At 67.3% G+C, this 16,445-nt stretch carries 14 protein-coding genes and 1 pseudogene; 10 read left to right on the top strand and 5 right to left on the bottom strand.

All coding sequences use genetic code 11. The features are described 5' to 3' along the window. Nucleotides 1–54 precede the first annotated feature (54 nt). A pseudogene (locus tag ACFY0K_RS43940) lies at nucleotides 55–531 on the top strand (MBL fold metallo-hydrolase); the annotation flags it as partial. Between the two features lie 191 nt (nucleotides 532–722). Further along, entirely contained in the window at nucleotides 723–1,073 is a 351-nt protein-coding gene (locus ACFY0K_RS43935; RefSeq protein ID WP_390644646.1) for a hypothetical protein, read from the top strand. A 94-nt stretch (nucleotides 1,074–1,167) separates the two neighbouring features. On the opposite strand, the gene ACFY0K_RS43930 is transcribed toward ACFY0K_RS43935, so the two are convergent. The 3 genes from ACFY0K_RS43930 to ACFY0K_RS43920 all read right to left on the bottom strand — a co-directional run bounded on the left by ACFY0K_RS43930 (nucleotide 1,168) and on the right by ACFY0K_RS43920 (nucleotide 4,250). Next, nucleotides 1,168–2,670, bottom strand: coding sequence for a hypothetical protein (locus ACFY0K_RS43930; RefSeq protein ID WP_390644645.1), 1,503 nt, complete (start codon nucleotides 2,668–2,670; stop codon nucleotides 1,168–1,170). A gap of 326 nt (nucleotides 2,671–2,996) precedes the next feature. Then, a complete protein-coding gene (locus tag ACFY0K_RS43925; protein WP_390644676.1) occupies nucleotides 2,997–3,155 on the bottom strand; it encodes a hypothetical protein in 159 nt (52 codons plus the stop codon). A gap of 255 nt (nucleotides 3,156–3,410) precedes the next feature. Beyond that, the gene (locus ACFY0K_RS43920; protein ID WP_390644644.1) at nucleotides 3,411–4,250 is read right to left on the bottom strand and encodes a site-specific integrase; all 840 of its coding nucleotides are present in this window, start codon (nucleotides 4,248–4,250) and stop codon (nucleotides 3,411–3,413) included. Between the two features lie 36 nt (nucleotides 4,251–4,286). Between ACFY0K_RS43920 and ACFY0K_RS43915 the strand changes: the two genes are divergently transcribed. Both ACFY0K_RS43915 and ACFY0K_RS43910 read left to right on the top strand, forming a co-directional pair. Continuing rightward, on the top strand, nucleotides 4,287–4,919 hold the full coding sequence (locus ACFY0K_RS43915) for an IS4 family transposase (RefSeq protein WP_390644643.1): 633 nt from the start codon (nucleotides 4,287–4,289) through the stop codon (nucleotides 4,917–4,919). Nucleotides 4,920–5,281: 362 nt separating this feature from the next. Then, nucleotides 5,282–6,133, top strand: a complete 852-nt coding sequence (locus tag ACFY0K_RS43910; protein WP_390644642.1) for a helix-turn-helix transcriptional regulator — start codon at nucleotides 5,282–5,284, stop codon at nucleotides 6,131–6,133. Nucleotides 6,134–6,346: 213 nt separating this feature from the next. Here the strand turns inward: ACFY0K_RS43910 and ACFY0K_RS43905 are convergent, their stop codons facing one another. Both ACFY0K_RS43905 and ACFY0K_RS43900 read right to left on the bottom strand, forming a co-directional pair. Then, nucleotides 6,347–7,450: an alpha/beta hydrolase fold domain-containing protein gene (locus tag ACFY0K_RS43905; RefSeq protein ID WP_390644641.1), complete on the bottom strand. Its 1,104-nt coding sequence runs from the start codon at nucleotides 7,448–7,450 to the stop codon at nucleotides 6,347–6,349. A gap of 185 nt (nucleotides 7,451–7,635) precedes the next feature. Further along, nucleotides 7,636–8,379 carry an Asp/Glu racemase gene (locus ACFY0K_RS43900; RefSeq protein WP_390644640.1) on the bottom strand — a complete coding sequence of 248 codons (744 nt, stop codon included), beginning with the start codon at nucleotides 8,377–8,379 and terminating at the stop codon, nucleotides 7,636–7,638. 588 nt (nucleotides 8,380–8,967) lie between these two features. Here ACFY0K_RS43900 and ACFY0K_RS43895 point away from each other — a divergent pair. The 6 genes from ACFY0K_RS43895 (at nucleotide 8,968) to ACFY0K_RS43870 (ending at nucleotide 16,420) form a co-directional block, all read left to right on the top strand. Next, entirely contained in the window at nucleotides 8,968–10,170 is a 1,203-nt protein-coding gene (locus tag ACFY0K_RS43895; RefSeq protein WP_390644639.1) for a homogentisate 1,2-dioxygenase, read from the top strand. Then, nucleotides 10,163–11,437: a hypothetical protein gene (locus tag ACFY0K_RS43890; protein WP_390644638.1), complete on the top strand. Its 1,275-nt coding sequence runs from the start codon at nucleotides 10,163–10,165 to the stop codon at nucleotides 11,435–11,437. The genes ACFY0K_RS43895 and ACFY0K_RS43890 overlap by 8 nt, the downstream gene beginning before the upstream one ends. A 103-nt stretch (nucleotides 11,438–11,540) precedes the next feature. Beyond that, on the top strand, nucleotides 11,541–11,816 hold the full coding sequence (locus tag ACFY0K_RS43885; RefSeq protein ID WP_390644637.1) for a YciI family protein: 276 nt from the start codon (nucleotides 11,541–11,543) through the stop codon (nucleotides 11,814–11,816). A 238-nt stretch (nucleotides 11,817–12,054) separates the two neighbouring features. Next, nucleotides 12,055–12,498, top strand: coding sequence for a putative quinol monooxygenase (locus tag ACFY0K_RS43880; protein ID WP_390644636.1), 444 nt, complete (start codon nucleotides 12,055–12,057; stop codon nucleotides 12,496–12,498). A gap of 633 nt (nucleotides 12,499–13,131) precedes the next feature. Beyond that, nucleotides 13,132–14,502, top strand: coding sequence for a homogentisate 1,2-dioxygenase (locus tag ACFY0K_RS43875; protein ID WP_390644675.1), 1,371 nt, complete (start codon nucleotides 13,132–13,134; stop codon nucleotides 14,500–14,502). Nucleotides 14,503–15,631: 1,129 nt separating this feature from the next. Beyond that, nucleotides 15,632–16,420 (top strand): alpha/beta hydrolase family protein, encoded by a 789-nt coding sequence (locus ACFY0K_RS43870; protein WP_390644635.1) that lies wholly within the window; start codon nucleotides 15,632–15,634, stop codon nucleotides 16,418–16,420. The last annotated feature ends 25 nt before the right edge of the window (nucleotides 16,421–16,445 follow it).

Genomic DNA, 16,445 nt, shown 5'->3' with positions numbered 1-16,445 from the left:
CCCACTGCATCGGTTGATGTCCGTGGTCTCCGCGTGGAAGGACGTGGGAACATCAAGGTGGACGCTGGCTTCACCCGCGCCGATGGCCACCGCCTGGTCGCCGAGATCCTCGACTCGGGCAAGACCCTCACCACCGTGTTCAGCTCCCATGGCGACCCGGACTTCTACTTCGGCGCGGAGGCCGTCGCCGACGCCTTCCCCGAGGCGAAGTTCGTCGCCACCCCGATCGTCATCGAGCACATCCAGCACTCCTACGAGGGCAAGCTCAAGGCCTGGGCCGCGCTCGGCCCGAACCTGCCCACCCGCCTGGTCGACATCGAGCCGCTGACCGGTGACCTCACCCTGGAGGGCCACCGCTTCGAGCTCAAGGGCGGGCCGGCCGGACTGCCCGACCGCCACTACCTGTGGCAGGCCGAACACTGCGCCCTGCTCGGCGGCGTCCTGCTCTTCCAGCAGGAGCACGTCTGGGTCGCCGACACCCCCACCCCCAGCGACCGCACCGCCTGGATCGACCTCCTCGACGAAATGGCCAAAGGCCGTGGGTTCGAGTTTTCCGAAGGGGGCTCGTAGCCGAACTCGCGGGTGGTGCGTCCAGAACGGTACTGGAGCGGGCTCGGGTTCGTTCAGGCCCGCCGAACCGAGGGCCAGGCTGAAACCCCGGACGAGTGACGGACGGCTGAGTGCCGTTCCGCAAGGGGCCGCGCCCTGAGTAGGGTCCGCTCATGTCGCAGCATCAGGAGCTCATACACGGGACGCTCGTCGTCACCCAGGAGATCGCCTACATCACCCCCGCTCAGCGCCGTGAGATAGGCATGACCACGCGTGACGTGGTGGAGAACGCGCTGTACCTCATCGACCCTTCACGGATGGTTCCTCCAGGCTGTGACATCCAAGGCTGTACCTACCGGCGGCCGGAGACGGCCGATTTCGACACGCCTGAATGGGCTACGCATCGTGTCTCGAAGTCGCGGGGCCTGTTCCGCAAGCGGAAGGCGTACTTCTCGTGTCCTGAGCATCTGGACACGGTGAAAGCCGCGCTTGTCTTCGGCCACAGCGGCGACCCCAACCCTTGACCCTTACACGGCTCCTCAGCACGTGCTCGGTGTCGATTCCGTCGGGTGTGGCTACTCGGGCCCTGGCTTCGGTGCCGGTCCCGCGTTGCGGAGGCTATGTTCGATGAGGCCGGGTTGGTCGACGGTGCCGGTGTAGCGCAGAGCCGCGCCGACGGACAAGCCGAACAGGTCGCAGATGCGGCGAGGGTCGCCGCCGGTGGCCTCGGCCTCGTGGCGGAGGCGGCTGGGGGGGCATACCGAGCACGTCATTGATCCAGACGTGACTGACCGGCTCCACGCCGCAGCCCGTGGTCTGGGAGACGAACAGGTGGGGGTTTGCGGTGCGGGGCCAGCGCCGGTTCCGGTAGTTCAGGTAGGCCGCCAGACGACTACGCACGAGTTCGGCGAGCAGGACAGTCCGGTTCGGCAGGAACAGCCGCCCATCGCGCAGGTCTGTGGTCTTGAGCATGCGCAGCTGCCCAGAGGTGAGCGCGTGGAAGATGGCCAAGGCGGCCAGGGCCGCCCGCGGCCCCTCCTGGTCGTGGAGGACTCTGCGGAGGTCGTCGACCTCGACCGGCAGGGGGATCGTGGTGGTCGGCATGCCGCAGAAGATCCGGGCGGTGGGGTCGGTGAAGATGACCCGCTGGGTCTTCAACGGTCGCAGGATGTGCCGCAGGCCCTGGAGCATGTCGACGCGTGGCGTCCCGCTGTCGGGCAGTACAGCAAGGACGTCGGCCCGGGTGATGGACCTCAGTGAGTCCTTGCCCTGGTCCGCCCACGCCCGCAGGGCGGGCAGCGCTTTGTTCACCATCCGCTGAATCCACCGATGTGGTCGCGCTTTCACGTGGGGTGCGGTGGTACTGCCGGGCAGCTTCAGCTCGAACCAGGTGGTGAGCTCGCCGAGCATCGGCTCGGGGAGACCGGCGGTGCGCTCGCGGAACCAGGGGATGATGTTCGGCGTGCGGTCGTCGTCGAGCATGTCGACCTGGGCGAGCAACCTCAGCAGGGGCCTGACGGGCAACATCAGGTCCCGCAGCAATAGGACGTCGGACGCCAGGAACCGCGTGCCGGGCGTGTCCTGGATGCTCAGCAGGACCCGTAGTCCGCGGTCCAGGCCCCAGGCGGTGCTGTACTCCAGCCCGTGGCGTCGCGCGTAGCCATCGACAGCGGCCTTCAGGGCTGTCGCGACCTCGGGTGCGTCACCGTCAGGAAAGCCGCGCTCCTGACCGCGCCGCATGTCCCGGCCGGGCGGAGGGAACAGGGCGAGCTGCCGGTGCCACGCTGGCACCAGCGGGGGCAGAGGCTCCGGGACCGGCTCCGGCCGACACCGCGACGATTTCGGATTCAGCAGCTGCAAGCGCCGTTCGGTGTCCGCGAAGTACAGCTGCTGCCCGTACCGGTTCGTCCCTTCCAAATCCAAGTCGTGGCGGCGGGGCCGCAGCTTCTGGGCTTGCTTGGTGCATAGCCGGCACGCGCCGGTCCCGCCCAGGTGCAGGATGCGCCCGCAGATCCGGCACGAGTCGGCGTTCGGGTAGAGCCGACGCCAGCCCCTGCACCCGACGCACATCCGGCCGTAGCGCCGCAGCATCTCCCAGGCAAAGCAGTCCGGGCAGGACATCGGACGTCGGCTGACGAACCGCGGTAACAGTTAGGGCACTTGAAGGCGGTCCAGTAGCCCTCGGTCGATCCGCACTGACGGCACGGTGGCGAGTCGCACGGTTGCGGCCGGCAGCGGTGGCAGTACTTCGCGCCCTGGCTCGACACCGGCCGCTGCCAGCACCGTGGGCAGATCCTCGGCGGTGCCATCAGAGCGGTGGAAGGGTCCGGCCGCGGCCCAGCCGCGGCACCACCGACGTAGACCCGGTCGCCGCCTGCGATTCGGCCTGCGGCCGCCTGGCCGCCGCCACCTCCGACTCGTGGACAACAAATCTGCCGTCATGCACTTCAGCACCAGGCAGAAGATGTAAGGTCACCGAGCCGGACGGTGGTGGGCGTCCCCGTCCACAGCGCCGACATCTTGCCCGCGCTGATCTCCAGTCCGGTCTCCGCCAGGCGCCGACGCATCTCGGTGGACTTCCAGATCCCCTGCTCGGCGGCTTTCATCCGCAAGTTCCAGCGCAAATCTCTTCCTCAGCCCAGGCCCAGCCGGTCTGTGACCTGCTGGTTCGCCGTCGCCCACGTCTGCTCGATGTGGTTCTCGTGGACGTGGCGTAGTGGACAGCCATTCGTGGCCCAAAAGCTCTTGGACCGCCTTCAAGTCGACGCCTTGCAGGTAGAGCGAGGACGCGCAGAAGTGCCGCAGCACGTGCGGTGTCAGCCGCCCGGCCCAGGCGGGAAGGAAGGTCGCCACCGCAGCCTTCAGGCCCGACCGCAGCGCGTCGTCACCGGCCGGAGGCAGAACCCTGTGAGGGGGTCACGGCGCTCGCTGGGGAGCATCGGGGCATCGGGGGTGGCGTAGTCGTCACCGAACTGGTGTCGTACGTCCCCAAGCCACCAGTCCATCAGCGCGTCGGCCGAGTTGATCGCCGGCACCAGTCGGCCCTTCGGCCCACGCCCGCGGTTGCCCTTGCCGTGCCGGACGTGCAGCTTGCCAAAGTCGCCGAGGTCCGGCCGCCAGTCTCGGATGTCCAGCATGAGCGTCTCGGTCATCCGCATCCCGACGCGTCGCCACAGCGAAGCGGCTATGCAGTCCCGGGCGGCGGGCAAGAACTTCCGCGCCCCGCCCAGAGACTCCCGCCACCCGCTGAACAGCTGGTCCACCTCCGCCTCCGAGGGCGGAATCCGCTGCGTTCCGTATTCGCTCTTCGCCGGACGGTTGAACTCGTCGATCGGCTGCACCAGCACATGACCGGCCAGCGCGTGGATGTCGCCCTGGTAGCGGGCGATCAGGAAGTCGAAGAACTGCGCAAGCGTCCACGCCCTGCTCTGGACTGTGCTGTGCGCGAGTCGCTTGGCCTTGCGCTGATCCGCGAGGAACCGGTCGGCGTCCTCCGGGCCCGTGGTCCATACCGGGCGGCCGAGGAACCGCACGAACTCGAAGATCGCCCGCCGGTCGTCGGCGATGGAACTGTCCGCCATCCCGGCGCCGACGCCCGCGAGCAGGAACTGGTCAACCAGCTCCTGCTCGAAGTCCTCATACTCCTGTGCCGTCGCCAGTCGCCTCGCTGTACCGATCGACCGGACGACCGCGAGCGTCATCGACGCCTCAGCTCACTGCGACCGTGTTTGGTCGAGGTGGGCACCCACCTCGACCTGGATGCCGAGCTGGCCGGTTGCCGCACCGGCGAAGTCACCCTGGTCAGCCGCCTGCCCCGTTCCTGCGGGCCCGGCGAACTGGTTCTGGCGGACCGCGAGTTCCTCGGCGTGCCGTTGTGGCGGGCCTTCACCGACAGCGGTGCCGACCTGTTGTGGCGGGTGCCCGCCAATCGGGTCCTGCCCGTGGAGCGGCAGTTGCGGGACGGGTCCTGGCTCTCGCGCATTCACGCCGCCACCGATCGAGCGCACCGTGATCCGGTCACGGTGCGGGTGGTCGCCTATCAGCTGCACGGCACCGGCGGCCCGGGCGAGGACTGCCGGCTGGTGACCACCCTGCTCGACGCCCGTCGCTTTCCCGCCCGCCAGCTGGCCGCGCTCTACCAGGAACGCTGGGAGGCGGAGGCCGTCTTTGCCGAGCTCAAGACCCATCAACGCGGAGCCCGCACCGTGCTCACCAGCAAGACGCCCGACGGTGTCCTGCAGCAGATCTGGGCGCACCGGCTGGTCCACCACGCGCTGCGCGAGCTGATGGTGAGAACCGCCGCCACCCGCGGCCTGGATCCCGACCGGGTCTCGTTCACCGAAACCTGCGCTCTGCCCGGCGCAGCGTGACCGTCACGCCGGGCAGCTTTTCCCCCTGAGCTGCTGGTCAGATCCCTCGTCCTGCTTCAGCACGACCTGCTCGAACGCCTCCTGCCGCCCAGACGACCGCGGAGCCAGCCCCGGGTCGTCAAACGCAAGATGTCCAACTACCGGCTCAAACGGGCCGACCACCATGGCTGGCCCCAGCCCACCCGCGCCGGCACCCGAGCAGTCCGCGTCCAACGCCCCCAACATGCCGAGCCCTAAAACAACGGCATTGGCTTTAGCGGGTGCCCCTCACCGGGGAGGTCGCCGCAGACGGCGACCGGTCGATTCGATCATGGTAACCAGAGGGGGAGGATACGGCGCGGACCGGGAAGCATCATGGAGGGATGACCGATAAGAGCGAGCTGGCGGCATTCCTGCGATCACGCCGGGAACAGTTGAAACCTGAACTCGTGGGGTTGTCTTCCTCTGGCCGGCGGCGAACCCCCGGGCTGCGGCGAGTGGAGCTCGCCACGCTCGCCGGCTTGAGTGTGGAATACCTGGAACGGCTGGAGCAGGGCCGGAACCTCAATCCCTCCGTCGCGGTGCTCGCCGCTCTTGCCCAGGCACTGCGGCTCTCCGATGGCGACAAACGCCACCTTGCGATGCTGGCCATGAAACGGCACAGCGCCGAGCTCTGGCCGGCTCCCCGCCCGGTCAGTGATGAGCCACGCCCGACGGTGCGTGTACTGCTGGATCATCTTGATCCCACCCCGGCGTTCCTGCTCGGGCCGATCTGCAACGTTGTGGCATGGAACAAGGCGTGGGAAACCGTGGTCAGGCCGCTGGGAGTGCTGGATGAGGACCCTCCCAACTTGCTCCGCAATCACTTTCTGAACCCCCGGGGGCGCCGGGTATTCGCCGACAACGATTGGGCAGCTGCCGCGGACGAGCTGGTCGGCTGGCTGCGCTCCGCCCAAACGGACTGGGGCGAGGACAACGAGTTCCGTGCCCTGGTCGACGAACTGGGCGCGGTGCCCGAGTTCGCGCGCCGATGGGCTGCCCACCCGATCGCATACCAGCAGTCAAGCGTCAAGCGTCTTTTCCACCCCGATGCCGGAGTCCTGCACGTCGCTGTCGAGGTTCTCCGCGTTGGAGAGGCCGACCACTGGCTCCAGCTGTGGCTGCCCGACGAAAACACCACGCCCGCCATCAATGCACTTCTCTCCGCACCCCTCGACATCGCCCCGTCGCGGTAGCACTCCGGGCCGACGGCATACCGCGAGCAGGCCACAGTGCAGCCGCTTGGCCAACCCTGAGCAGCTCAGCGCCGGCGCGCAGTCCCTTGCCCGTCGCCTCTCTGCGTCGGCGCATCGGTGAGAAAGCCGGCTTCCACGCCGGGAACCGGATCGCACCGCTCATCACGGCCGTTGTTGGCATCGCCGACTGGAACAACGGCGGATTCCTCACATTCATGGCGCCGGGCGCCGCAGGGAATAAGCGAAGCTGCTGATGCTGCGGACGTTTGCGGCGTAGACATCGGGCAGCGCCACACGGAAGAGGGTCTCTCCGACGTGGGGCAGCCCCATGTTCATCCAGCCCACCGCCCGGACGCCCGCCGCGAGCAGCTTGCGGTAGTAGTCGAGTCCCTCGTCCCGCAACGGGTCGACCTCGTTGACCGAGATCACGTGCGGCGGGAGCCCTTCCAGGTCGGCGGTCGTGGCCCGGGAGGGCCAGCAGGTCGCCTCGTCGGAGTTCTCCGAACCCGGGTCGTAGATCTCGGCGAGTACCTGCATCATGTCGCGCTCGAGGACGTACCCGTCGTAGTCGGCCAGCGATGGCAGCTCCTCGCCGTCATGGGCCCACTTACCGTAGATGTAGGGGCATTGGGCATACACCCCGGAGATCATGGAGAGGAAGCCCTCCCGTTTGGCCTTGATGGTCAGCGCGAGAGCGAGGTTCGCGCCACCTGACTCGCCCGATACCACGATGTTCGACACCCCCAGCTCGGCGGCATGCGTCGCGGCCCACTGCAAGCCGGCTGCACAGTCCTCGAGCCCGGCCGGGTACGGATGCGGCCCGAGCTTGCCCGCGCCATTGCGGAACTCGACACCAATGACGACCAGGCCGGTAGCGGCAAGTTCTTGCCGCCAGCGGGTGTAGCCGGCGCTCGTGGCCCCCGTGATGACCATGCCGCCGCCGTGTATGTGGTAAAGGCACGGCAGCCGGCTCTCCACGGTCTCCGGACGGGTCACGTACAGCTGGATCTGATGGCCATCCGCTGCCGTGACGGTGTGCGTCTCGGTTGTGACGCCCTCGACTTCAGGTAGGCCGGCGTTCATCGTGTCGAACATCGGCTCGGAGCCGGATTCGGCAGCGACGGCGAATTGCAGAAGCTCCGCACGTGCGGAACGGAAACTCACCGGTGGCGCCGACGCCAACTGGTCGAGCCCGAACGGCGCCAGCGCCGCTACGGCACCTGGATGCACCTGGGGATCGGTCTTGAGCGAGCGCTCAGGGGCGCCAAGTCGTCTCAGAGCGTCATCGCGAAGCTCCCCGGCAGATTCAGCCGTCACGGCCGACTCCTTCTTCAGGAAATGATGAGTACGGAATGCGGTCCAGGCATGAGACACCTGCGCGCTCGCGAGGTGGGGGCGGGACGGGCTCGCCCCCACGTGCCGCCGCACAGGATCATTCGTTCGCCGAAGCGGTCCTCACAGGCCATGGCTGTTGTCAGCCTTCCTCGGAAATCCGCCCGGGCTCAGCCCTTGAACAGTGCGCCAGACCCTGGGACTGAGGCGTAGGCCCCGAGCGCGGACAGCACCTGCCAGGACGTAGCGGTGGCAGCAGTGATGACTGGCAGGTCGACGGCGGCTTCGGCGGCGGGAATGGCCTCCAGTGACGGCATCTGAACGCACGCACTCAGCACCACGGCGTCGGCCCCGCGCGTGTCGAGCCGACGCGCAATGTCCGGCAGCTGTCCCTGGTCGAGGCGCCCGACGGCGAGGTTGTCGTCCACCTCCAAACTGATCGCATCCTGGACCTCGATGCCTTCTTCCTCGATGTACTCGACTACGCGTGCGGTGAGAGGTTTGAGGTACGGGGTCACGAGGGAGACCTTGCGGGCACCGATGTGGTGCAGCCCGGCAACGAGAGCCCCTGCGCTCGACACGACGTCCACAGCTGCACCCGCCTCCGCCGACGTCTTGGTGAGCCGCTTTTCGATGTCACGGTGGGCGCCAGGGCCCTGAGCCATGATGGCGACCAGACATGCGTAGGCCATCACATCCACGGACGCATCGGCCAGCTCGACCGTCGCGCGATCGGCGTCCGCGTTCATCGCGGCGAGCTCGCTTTCACTCACCGTCTTCATCCGCATCCGGCTGGAGTGGAACGTGAACCGGTCGCCGGTTGTGGCCGCCACCCGGCGCAACACCTCGGGAACCTCGGTCTCCATCGTTGTGTTGGAACTCGGCACCAACAGTCCCACGCGGTATGAACTCATCGATAGTCGCCTCTCGTTGTAAGTGTGGATCGGCACTGGTGGTCTGTGCTGCGACGCACAGATGACGCCGCTCATCGGACCGCGCGTGAGTCGCCGGCAAGACCACCGGCGACTCGCGCGGACGAGAGGTGGTGAATAGGGCATCCGTTGTTTTCGCCGGCACCCGGGATTGTGAATCCCGCCCGGCCCGCCCGATCACACCGGGCTGTCTCCTTGCGCTCTGCTTCGACCGCTCACCATGACGATGCACGCCGCGTACCTGTGGTGGAACGCCCCAGGAGTAGGCGTACTCGCAGGGCGAGGCTCCTTCTCGCAGGCGCGGCACCGGGTGGACGTCCATCGGTTTCGCTGAGGTCGGGCCTGCCTGCCCATGGACCCACGCAGGCCCGACCAGAACGTCACGCGCGGCACCTCAGGGCGCTCACGCACGAAGGTCGTGCGGTTCGCATGGCTCGGCAATACCCAACAGCGCCGGCGTGGCGGCAGCGTCTCCCTGCGAGTACCCGTATCCCTGCGGCGTTCCACCACGGAGCACGTCGCGTCCATCGTCATGCCCAACGGTCGGACACAGTCGAAGGAGACAGTCCTATGGACATCAGGCCGATGCGATCGTGGATTCACCACAGCAGGGGCACGGTGCTGCGGCAGGCAGGCGTGGCCCGGCACGAGGTGGGTGACCTGCATGAGGACATGCTCACGCGGCATGGCTTCGAGGGCCGAGACGCACACCTGTACCGACGCAACGAACCGACCGCCTGGAAGCGCGCCGAGGGAAGCGGGAACCACCTCGACATCGACGGGCGGCTGCTGGAGCCCTCCGACCTGACGCACGCCAATGGCGGCCCGCTGCGGCTGTTCCACAATCCCGATGTCTCCATCTGGGTGAGCCGGCGCACCGCCAACATGACCTATTCGGCGCGCAACGCCGACGGGGACGAACTGTACTTCGTGCACGAGGGCACGGGCGCCTTCTACACCGAGTTCGGCCCGATCCCCTACGAGCCCGGTGATTACGTCGTCATGCCGAAGGGCGTGACATACCGGATTCGCCCCACTGGTCCGGTGAACTACTTCCTGATCGTCGAGACGACCGAGGAGCTCGGCTTCGCCGACATCGGCCCGCTGGGTCGCCGCGCTCCGTTCGACCCGGCCCTGTTGTATGTACCCTCCCCGGCCCTGGACGAGCTGGGCGACGGCCGTACCGAGGACGGCGAGTGGCCCGTACGGATCAAGCTGCAGGGTGAGTACACCTCGGCGTTCTACGACTTCGACCCGATCGACGCCGAGGGGTGGAAGGGCGACCTGTTCCCATTCAAGATCAACATCCGGGACTTTCGGCCGATCACCAGCGACCGCATCCATCTCATGCCGAGCGCACACAGTATTTTCGCCACGTCGACTGTCGTCGTGGGCAATCTCCTCCCCCGTCCGCTCGAGGCGGCTCCGGACGCGGAGCAATTCCCGCCGTACCACCGCAACATGGACTACGACGAGTTCATGTTCACGCACAGCGGGACAGCTCTCGGGCTGCCCATAGCCCCAGCCAGCGTTTCGCTCACGCCGCGGGGGCTGCACCACGGCCTTCCCACCTCGGTCGAGGAGGAGCTTCGCAAGAACATCAAGCCGGGCGACCGTGCGGACTTCGAGTTCATTTTCGTGGACACGGCGCAATCGTTGACCCCCACGCCGGAGGCGCAGGCCAAGAAGCGCGAGGAGCAGATATTCCGGGTGGGGCTCGGCCCAGCAACGATCACAGACAACGACGCATTCGAGGTACCGGACAATGACTGAGCAGCAGAAGAAGATCAGCACTGTGGGCGTCGGCATCATCGATTTCGATGCGCTGCCCGCAGGGACCGAAACGACGGTCATCCCGGTCAACGCCTCTGACGGTGTCGCCTCACGCGGAATCCTCTACGCCCGGGGCGGCGAGCGGACGGTCGTGGTGGCGTCGCATCCCCGGGGCGACATGAGCCGACACTACGCCGCTCCGGCGGTCCTGGAGGCCGGGTATGCCTTCTATGTCCACCAGCCCCGGAGCCTGAACAACGACGTCGACTGCGAGCACGAGCGGGTGTTGCTCGATCTCGCGGTCGGGCTGAGCCATCTGAAGAACGAGCGCGGCTTCGAGAAGATCGTGCTGCTGGGCAACAGCGGCGGTGGATCGCTTCTGGCGTTCTACCAGCAGCAGGCGAGCACGGCACCGCCGGGGCGGCTGACGGACACCGCGGCCGGGGAGCCGCTGGATCTCAACGCGGTGGAGATGCCCGGCGCCGATGGGTTCGTCCTGCTCGCAGCGCACCCCGGCCAGGGAGCGTTCATGCTGACCGGCATCGACCCTTCGGTGATCGACGAAGACGATCCGCTGGCGGTGGATCCGGACCTGGACATGTACAACCCGGCGAACGGGTTCCGCGAACCCCCGGAGCCCAGCACCTACTCCGAGGAATTCCTGGAGCGCTACCGCGCGGCGCAGCGGGCCCGCGTGGCCCGACTCGACGCCCGGGCCCGCGGGTTGATCGCCGACCAGCAGCGCCACCGGCAGCGGACGCAGGAGCCGGGGTTCGCCGACCTGCCGCTGGAGGAGCGCAACTACATCACCCGCCGCGCACTGGTCGGCCAGTACATGGTCGTCCACCGGACCGAGGCCGACCCGGCGTTCCTGGACGTGAGCCTGCACTCCTGGAAGTCCACCCGCAAGCCCGCCTCGATTCTCGGGCCCCGACCGGACGAGACGAACTACGCGCCCAACGGGTTCGGCCGGCTGATCACACCGCGCGCGTGGCTGAGCACCTGGTCAGGACTGTCGACACGGGCCAACCTGCTCAAGACGGTGGAGTCAGTGCACGAACCACTGCTCGTGATCAACTTCACCGGGGACAACCTCGCCTTCCCCGACGACAACCAGACACAGTTCCACGCCAGCCCGGCCGAGGACAAGACGATGCACTTCATCGAAGCCGACCACTTCGGCCTCCCCCTCCCGGAGCGGGAGAAGGCCCTGCAGACCCTCGTCGAATGGCTCGCTCCGCGCTTCCCCGCGGCGGAGAACCGCTGAGCAAATCATCTGACCGGTGTGGTGGGGGCGCCCCGCCACCACACCGGTCGGGCATGGACCAAGAGAACTGTTATCTCGGTCGACCAGCAATGTGGAGGATCTTGTGAAGCAATTCGTCGTAACGCTTGAGTTCCCGGGCGGACCGCCGGACCAGAAAGTGGGTGCAGCGCAGGGAGTCCTCCTGGACGAGCTGTACGACGCGGGCACCCTCGTGCTCGCGGGCCCGTTCGTCGACGGCCGTGGCGGTATGGCCGTCCTACGCTGTGACTCCCTCGAGCAGGTGCGAGACATCTATCAGGACAGCCCGCTCATCCGCTCCGGCCAGGCAACCTTCCGCGTGCGCGAATGGAACGTCGTGAGGGGATCGGTGCAACAGTAAGCGCCCACCACCAGTTGTCACACGAGCGACCTGCCCAGTCGCCGGGAGCTGGCCCCAGACGTCGACGACCACAGCGGAGGTCACCGCGCAGACCACCCCCGGGATCACCGAGACATTGATCGGCCGGGGTCCTGCACCAGTTGTTGCAGTCGGTCCCCGGCCTAGCGGGGGGACGGTCTGGTGGACAGTTCCGGCCGGGAAGTCCGCCCGCCATCGGGCCGATCAGGCGGAAGCGGTCGTGACCGCCACCTCAGAGGAGACCCCGAAGAACGCCCCACTGGCCGCAAAAGCCGATGCGCTCACACAGGCACCGGCCGGCACCATCACTCTTCCGTATTACGGCACTTCAGGAGGACCCATGACAAAAAATGGGTACGCGCTCATCGTACGCTGCACCATCCGCGACGCCGACGCCGCCCGGCACTTCGACGCCCTTGTGGCTCGCACGCTGGAAGGCGTCCGTGAGGAGCCGGGCGCCTTGGTCTATGTCAACCACATCCCCGACAACGAGCCCCTCCAGCGTGTCATCTACGAGTTCTACCCTGACGAAGCCGCCTTCCAGACCCACGTGAACCAGTCTCACACCCAGACGATGGCGAAGGAGGTCGAGCAGTACCTGGTGTCCATGGAGATAACCTTCCTGCACGAGCAGGCCGGTAAGCGGCCGGCACAGGCGCCGTGAGACCACAGGCAAGCGAGATGGATCCGGACCGAGTAGAGCGCATGAAGCGTTCGGGACCGTGACTGTCCGGGAGCCGAGGACCGATCCCCCCCCCCCGCGTAACTTGACGCGGGTTGCCTACCGGTGAGCACGCTGGCGGGTAGTGCCGCAATTACCGGGAAGCACCGGATGTCGAGGCTGAGCGTTGGGAGTGGACACCCCTCTGCGCACATGGGTCCGCAAGGACACCGTCCAGCACACGTCCGAATAACGCGTCGCCGGGGCCGGCCAAAGTCCGGCTGAGGAACTGGCTCGGCCCGACGCGATCGAGATGGCAGTCGCCGTTCACGGCGGCCACGTCAACGGCGTCGTATTCCACACGGACAGCGGCGCCCCATACGTGAGCCCGAGCTTCGCCGACGCCTGCCGACGACACGGCATCCGCCGCAGCACGGGGCGCGTCGGACCGAGCCACGGCAATGCCCCCTCCAGGGTCTGAAGCGGGAGCTGGACCTCGAAGGCCCAGACGCGGCTCGAGCTGTTCCGCCGGCTCGCCTACTACAACCGGCGCCATACGACTGCGTGTGCCACGAACATCACAGCGCCCGAACGGTGAGACGTATCGGGCAAAGCTCAACGCGAAAGGACCTTCAAATGACAGCCACCCCTGAGGAGATCGCGGCAGAGGCTCGGGTGCGGCAACAGGCCCGCAAGAGGGCGGCCTCGCTGAGCTACTCCATCGGTTTCGGCAACGAGCACAGCAGTGAGGCCCTGGTGGGGGCGCTGCCGAGGGGACACAACAACCCTCAGCACCCTGCATACGGCTTGTACACGGAGCTGCTGTCCGGCACGGCGTTCACCGAACTCCGGCCGATCACTCGCCGCACCTGGCTCTACCGCATCCGTCCGTCGATCGTGCACCCGCCTTTCACGCGCATCGATCACGGGACCCTGCTCACGCCGCCGTTCACGCAGGTTCCCGTGGAGCCGAGGCTGCTGTTCTGGGCGCCGAGGCCGGCACCTGCGCCGGGAACCGATTTCGTCTCGGGCCTGTGGACCCTGGGCGGCAACGGCGATCCCGCCCTGCGTAGCGGCATGGCGCTCCATTACTACACGGCCGACACGTCCATGACGGACCGCGTGTTCAGCAATGCCGACGGCGAAATACTGATCATGCCCGAGCTGGGCGGCCTGCTCATCCACACCGAACTCGGCCTGCTGAGCGTGGAGCCCGGCTCGGTCGCCCTGATTCCCCGTGGCGTCAAGTTCCGCGTCGAGATCCTGGGTACCGCTGGTCAGGAAGAGGCCCCGTCGTTCGTCCGCGGCTATGTGTGCGAGAACTTCGGCACGCCGTTCGCCCTCCCGGAACTCGGCCTCATCGGCGCCACGGGACTGGCGAACGCCCGCGATTTCCGTGCCCCCGTCGCCGCCTACGACGACGAAGAGCGGCCGTTCGAGGTGATCCACAAGGTCGCCGGGAATCTCTGGAGCGCCACCTACGACCACTCTCCGCTGGACGTCGTGGCGTGGCACGGGAACAGCGTCCCCTTCGTCTACAACCTCTATGACTTCCAGGCCCTGGGCACGGTCAGTTACGACCACCCGGATCCTTCGCTGCTGACGGCGCTCACTTCGACGACCAGCACACCGGGCCTGCCCAACATCGACTTCCTCATCGTGCCGTCCGTGTGGTCGGTTGCCGAGAACACCTTCCGGCCCCCGTGGTACCACCGCAACGTGAGCACCGAGTGGGTCGGCGTGATCGAGGAGGCGCCGAATCCGGGCGGCTACCGGCAGGGCATCAGCACGCTGACCAACATGATGACCGCGCACGGGATGGGAGAACCCATCTGGGAGGCCGCCACCCAGGCCGACCTCGTACCGGAGAAGTCCGAGGGAATGATGGTCATGGTGGAGACCCAGTGGCCGATCGTGCTCACGCCGCAGGCGGCGCAGGCGGTCGGATCCCCCGACGGTGAGGTGCTGCGCAGCGAGGCCAACCTCCCGAAAAATTTCCGCTACTGACACGGCCTCAGCCCCAATGCCCCGCGGGCCGCAGTGCCCCCTCGGCGACAAACACCTGCGGGCGCCGGGCGCCTGCGGGCGGTCGTCGCCCGCAGGCGCCCGACAAAGCAAAAAAGAAAACACAAAGAAACGACCTATCAGTACGCAGGCAGGACAGCCCTCGTCGCCGGAGGGGGCAGCGGATGAAGACAGTCAGCGAAAGCGAGCTCGCCGCCATGGACGCGGACGCCAATCGTGCAGCGGTCGAGCTGGCTGACGCGTCCGTGGACGTCATGCCCTACGCCTGCCTGGTCGCCACCACCACAGGGCCGCCTCGCGCACCGTCACATCGAGAGGCCGCTCACCAAGACGTCAACAGACCCTGATGCAGCCGTGGACGTCGTCTCGAGCGCGGGAGCCCTCGTCGCCGGGCTGCACCACATCGGTGCCCGCAAAGTCTCACTCATGACCCCGTACCTCAAGCCGCTCACAGCCCGCGTGATCGACTGCATCGAGGTCCAGGACGCGATCGCCTGGAGACGGATGACAACCTTGCCATCGGACGCCTCGATGAGGACAGTTGCCGCAACTCGCGCGCCGACTCGCCGCTCGGGGCGCCGACGCCGCCGTGCTGAGTGCCTGCGTGCAGATGCCGTCAGCGGAGGCGATTCCCGCCGCCGAAGCAGGCGTCGACCTGCCGGTCATCACTGCCGCGACTGCCACGGCCTGGCAGGTGCTGTCCGCCCTCGATGCCTATGCCCCGGTTACTGGGTACGGCGCATGTGCCCTGACAGAATCAGCCGCGCTCCGATCCCCCGCTCACCTCACCGAGCACGCCCACGCGAGAACTTGCCGATCGGGTAGGACCGGTTCGCTCGGCCCTCCCCCTTCCCCCAACCACCGGACATGGAGGCCCCGCATCCGGCGGTTCGTCTAGCCGATCTGAGGCGGGCCCACGAGTCCTTGTAGGGACTTGCAGCCCTGAGACTGCTAGCTGCTCACCACCCAGCCGGCCGCCGTCCACAAGCCACCCTCTGACGCGCCGACAATGACAAGCACCGCACTCACTGCTTGCTGGCGCGGAGCACGCGCGTGGCACCCGCCGGTCTCGCTCTCATCTCCCCGACCCCGCGAACAGCTCCATGCCTAGGTGATCAACGACATGACTGAAAAAGTGAGATTCAACAGCATCGTCGGCCCGGAACTGGCAGGAGAAATCGATCTGCCAGACGGCGAGATCCGGGGCTGGGGAATCTTCGTCCACGGATTCACACTCGGCAAGAACTCGCCGGCCGCCTCGCGCGTCAGCAAGCAGCTGGCACGCGAGGGCATCGGGATGCTGCGCTACGACAACCTCGGGATCGGAGACTCCGACGGCGACTGGGGGGACGGTTCCTTCACCATCAAGGTCCAGGACACGGTACGTGCGGCAACGTTGATGGCAGAGCGGGGCACTCCAGCAGACCTGCTGGTGGGGCACTCGTGGGGAGGCGCCGCCGCCATCGCCGCAGCGGCCGAGACAACCGGTGTCCGCGCGGTCGCCACGATCGGAGCACCTGTCGACCCCAGCCACGTCGAAGGGCAGTACAACGCGGTCGTGGATCGCGTTCTCAGTGAAGGGTCGCACGAGTGGTTCGTCGGCGGGAGGACCCTGGTCCTCAAGCGTGCCTTCGTCGACGACGTCCGCCATGCTCGTCTGCGTGACCGGATACGCGAGTTGCACGTTCCGCTACTCGTCCTGCATTCGCCTACCGACAATACCGTCGACATCGCCAACGCGGGAGAGATCTTCCGCGAGGCACGACACCCGCGAAGCTTCGTCTCGCTCGAAGGAGCGGACCATCTCCTGACCGTACGAGGACAAGCGCAGCGGGCCGCCCGCATCGTCAGCGCCTGGGCCGACCAGTACATCCACAGGTCACGGCCCGTGAGCCGGTAGAAGTCGTTCTGTCAGGCGTGGGTGC

This window comes from Streptomyces sp. NPDC001507 (assembly GCF_042894765.1).
Classification (GTDB): domain Bacteria; phylum Actinomycetota; class Actinomycetes; order Streptomycetales; family Streptomycetaceae; genus Streptomyces.
Note: the sequence above shows the minus strand (reverse complement) of the source record. Positions and strands in the feature narration are given on the sequence as shown.

Bases quoted from the DNA above. Each gene is read 5' to 3' on its own strand.
- ACFY0K_RS43910 (WP_390644642.1), top strand. From the start codon at position 5,282: ATGACCGATAAGAGCGAGCTGGCGGCATTCCTGCGATCACGCCGGGAA.
- ACFY0K_RS43890 (WP_390644638.1), top strand. From the start codon at position 10,163: ATGACTGAGCAGCAGAAGAAGATCAGCACTGTGGGCGTCGGCATCATC.
- ACFY0K_RS43925 (WP_390644676.1), bottom strand. From the start codon at position 3,155: ATGAAAGCCGCCGAGCAGGGGATCTGGAAGTCCACCGAGATGCGTCGG.
- ACFY0K_RS43935 (WP_390644646.1), top strand. From the start codon at position 723: ATGTCGCAGCATCAGGAGCTCATACACGGGACGCTCGTCGTCACCCAG.
- ACFY0K_RS43920 (WP_390644644.1), bottom strand. From the start codon at position 4,250: ATGACGCTCGCGGTCGTCCGGTCGATCGGTACAGCGAGGCGACTGGCG.
- ACFY0K_RS43895 (WP_390644639.1), top strand. From the start codon at position 8,968: ATGGACATCAGGCCGATGCGATCGTGGATTCACCACAGCAGGGGCACG.
- ACFY0K_RS43875 (WP_390644675.1), top strand. From the start codon at position 13,132: ATGACAGCCACCCCTGAGGAGATCGCGGCAGAGGCTCGGGTGCGGCAA.
- ACFY0K_RS43900 (WP_390644640.1), bottom strand. From the start codon at position 8,379: ATGAGTTCATACCGCGTGGGACTGTTGGTGCCGAGTTCCAACACAACG.
- ACFY0K_RS43930 (WP_390644645.1), bottom strand. From the start codon at position 2,670: ATGTCCTGCCCGGACTGCTTTGCCTGGGAGATGCTGCGGCGCTACGGC.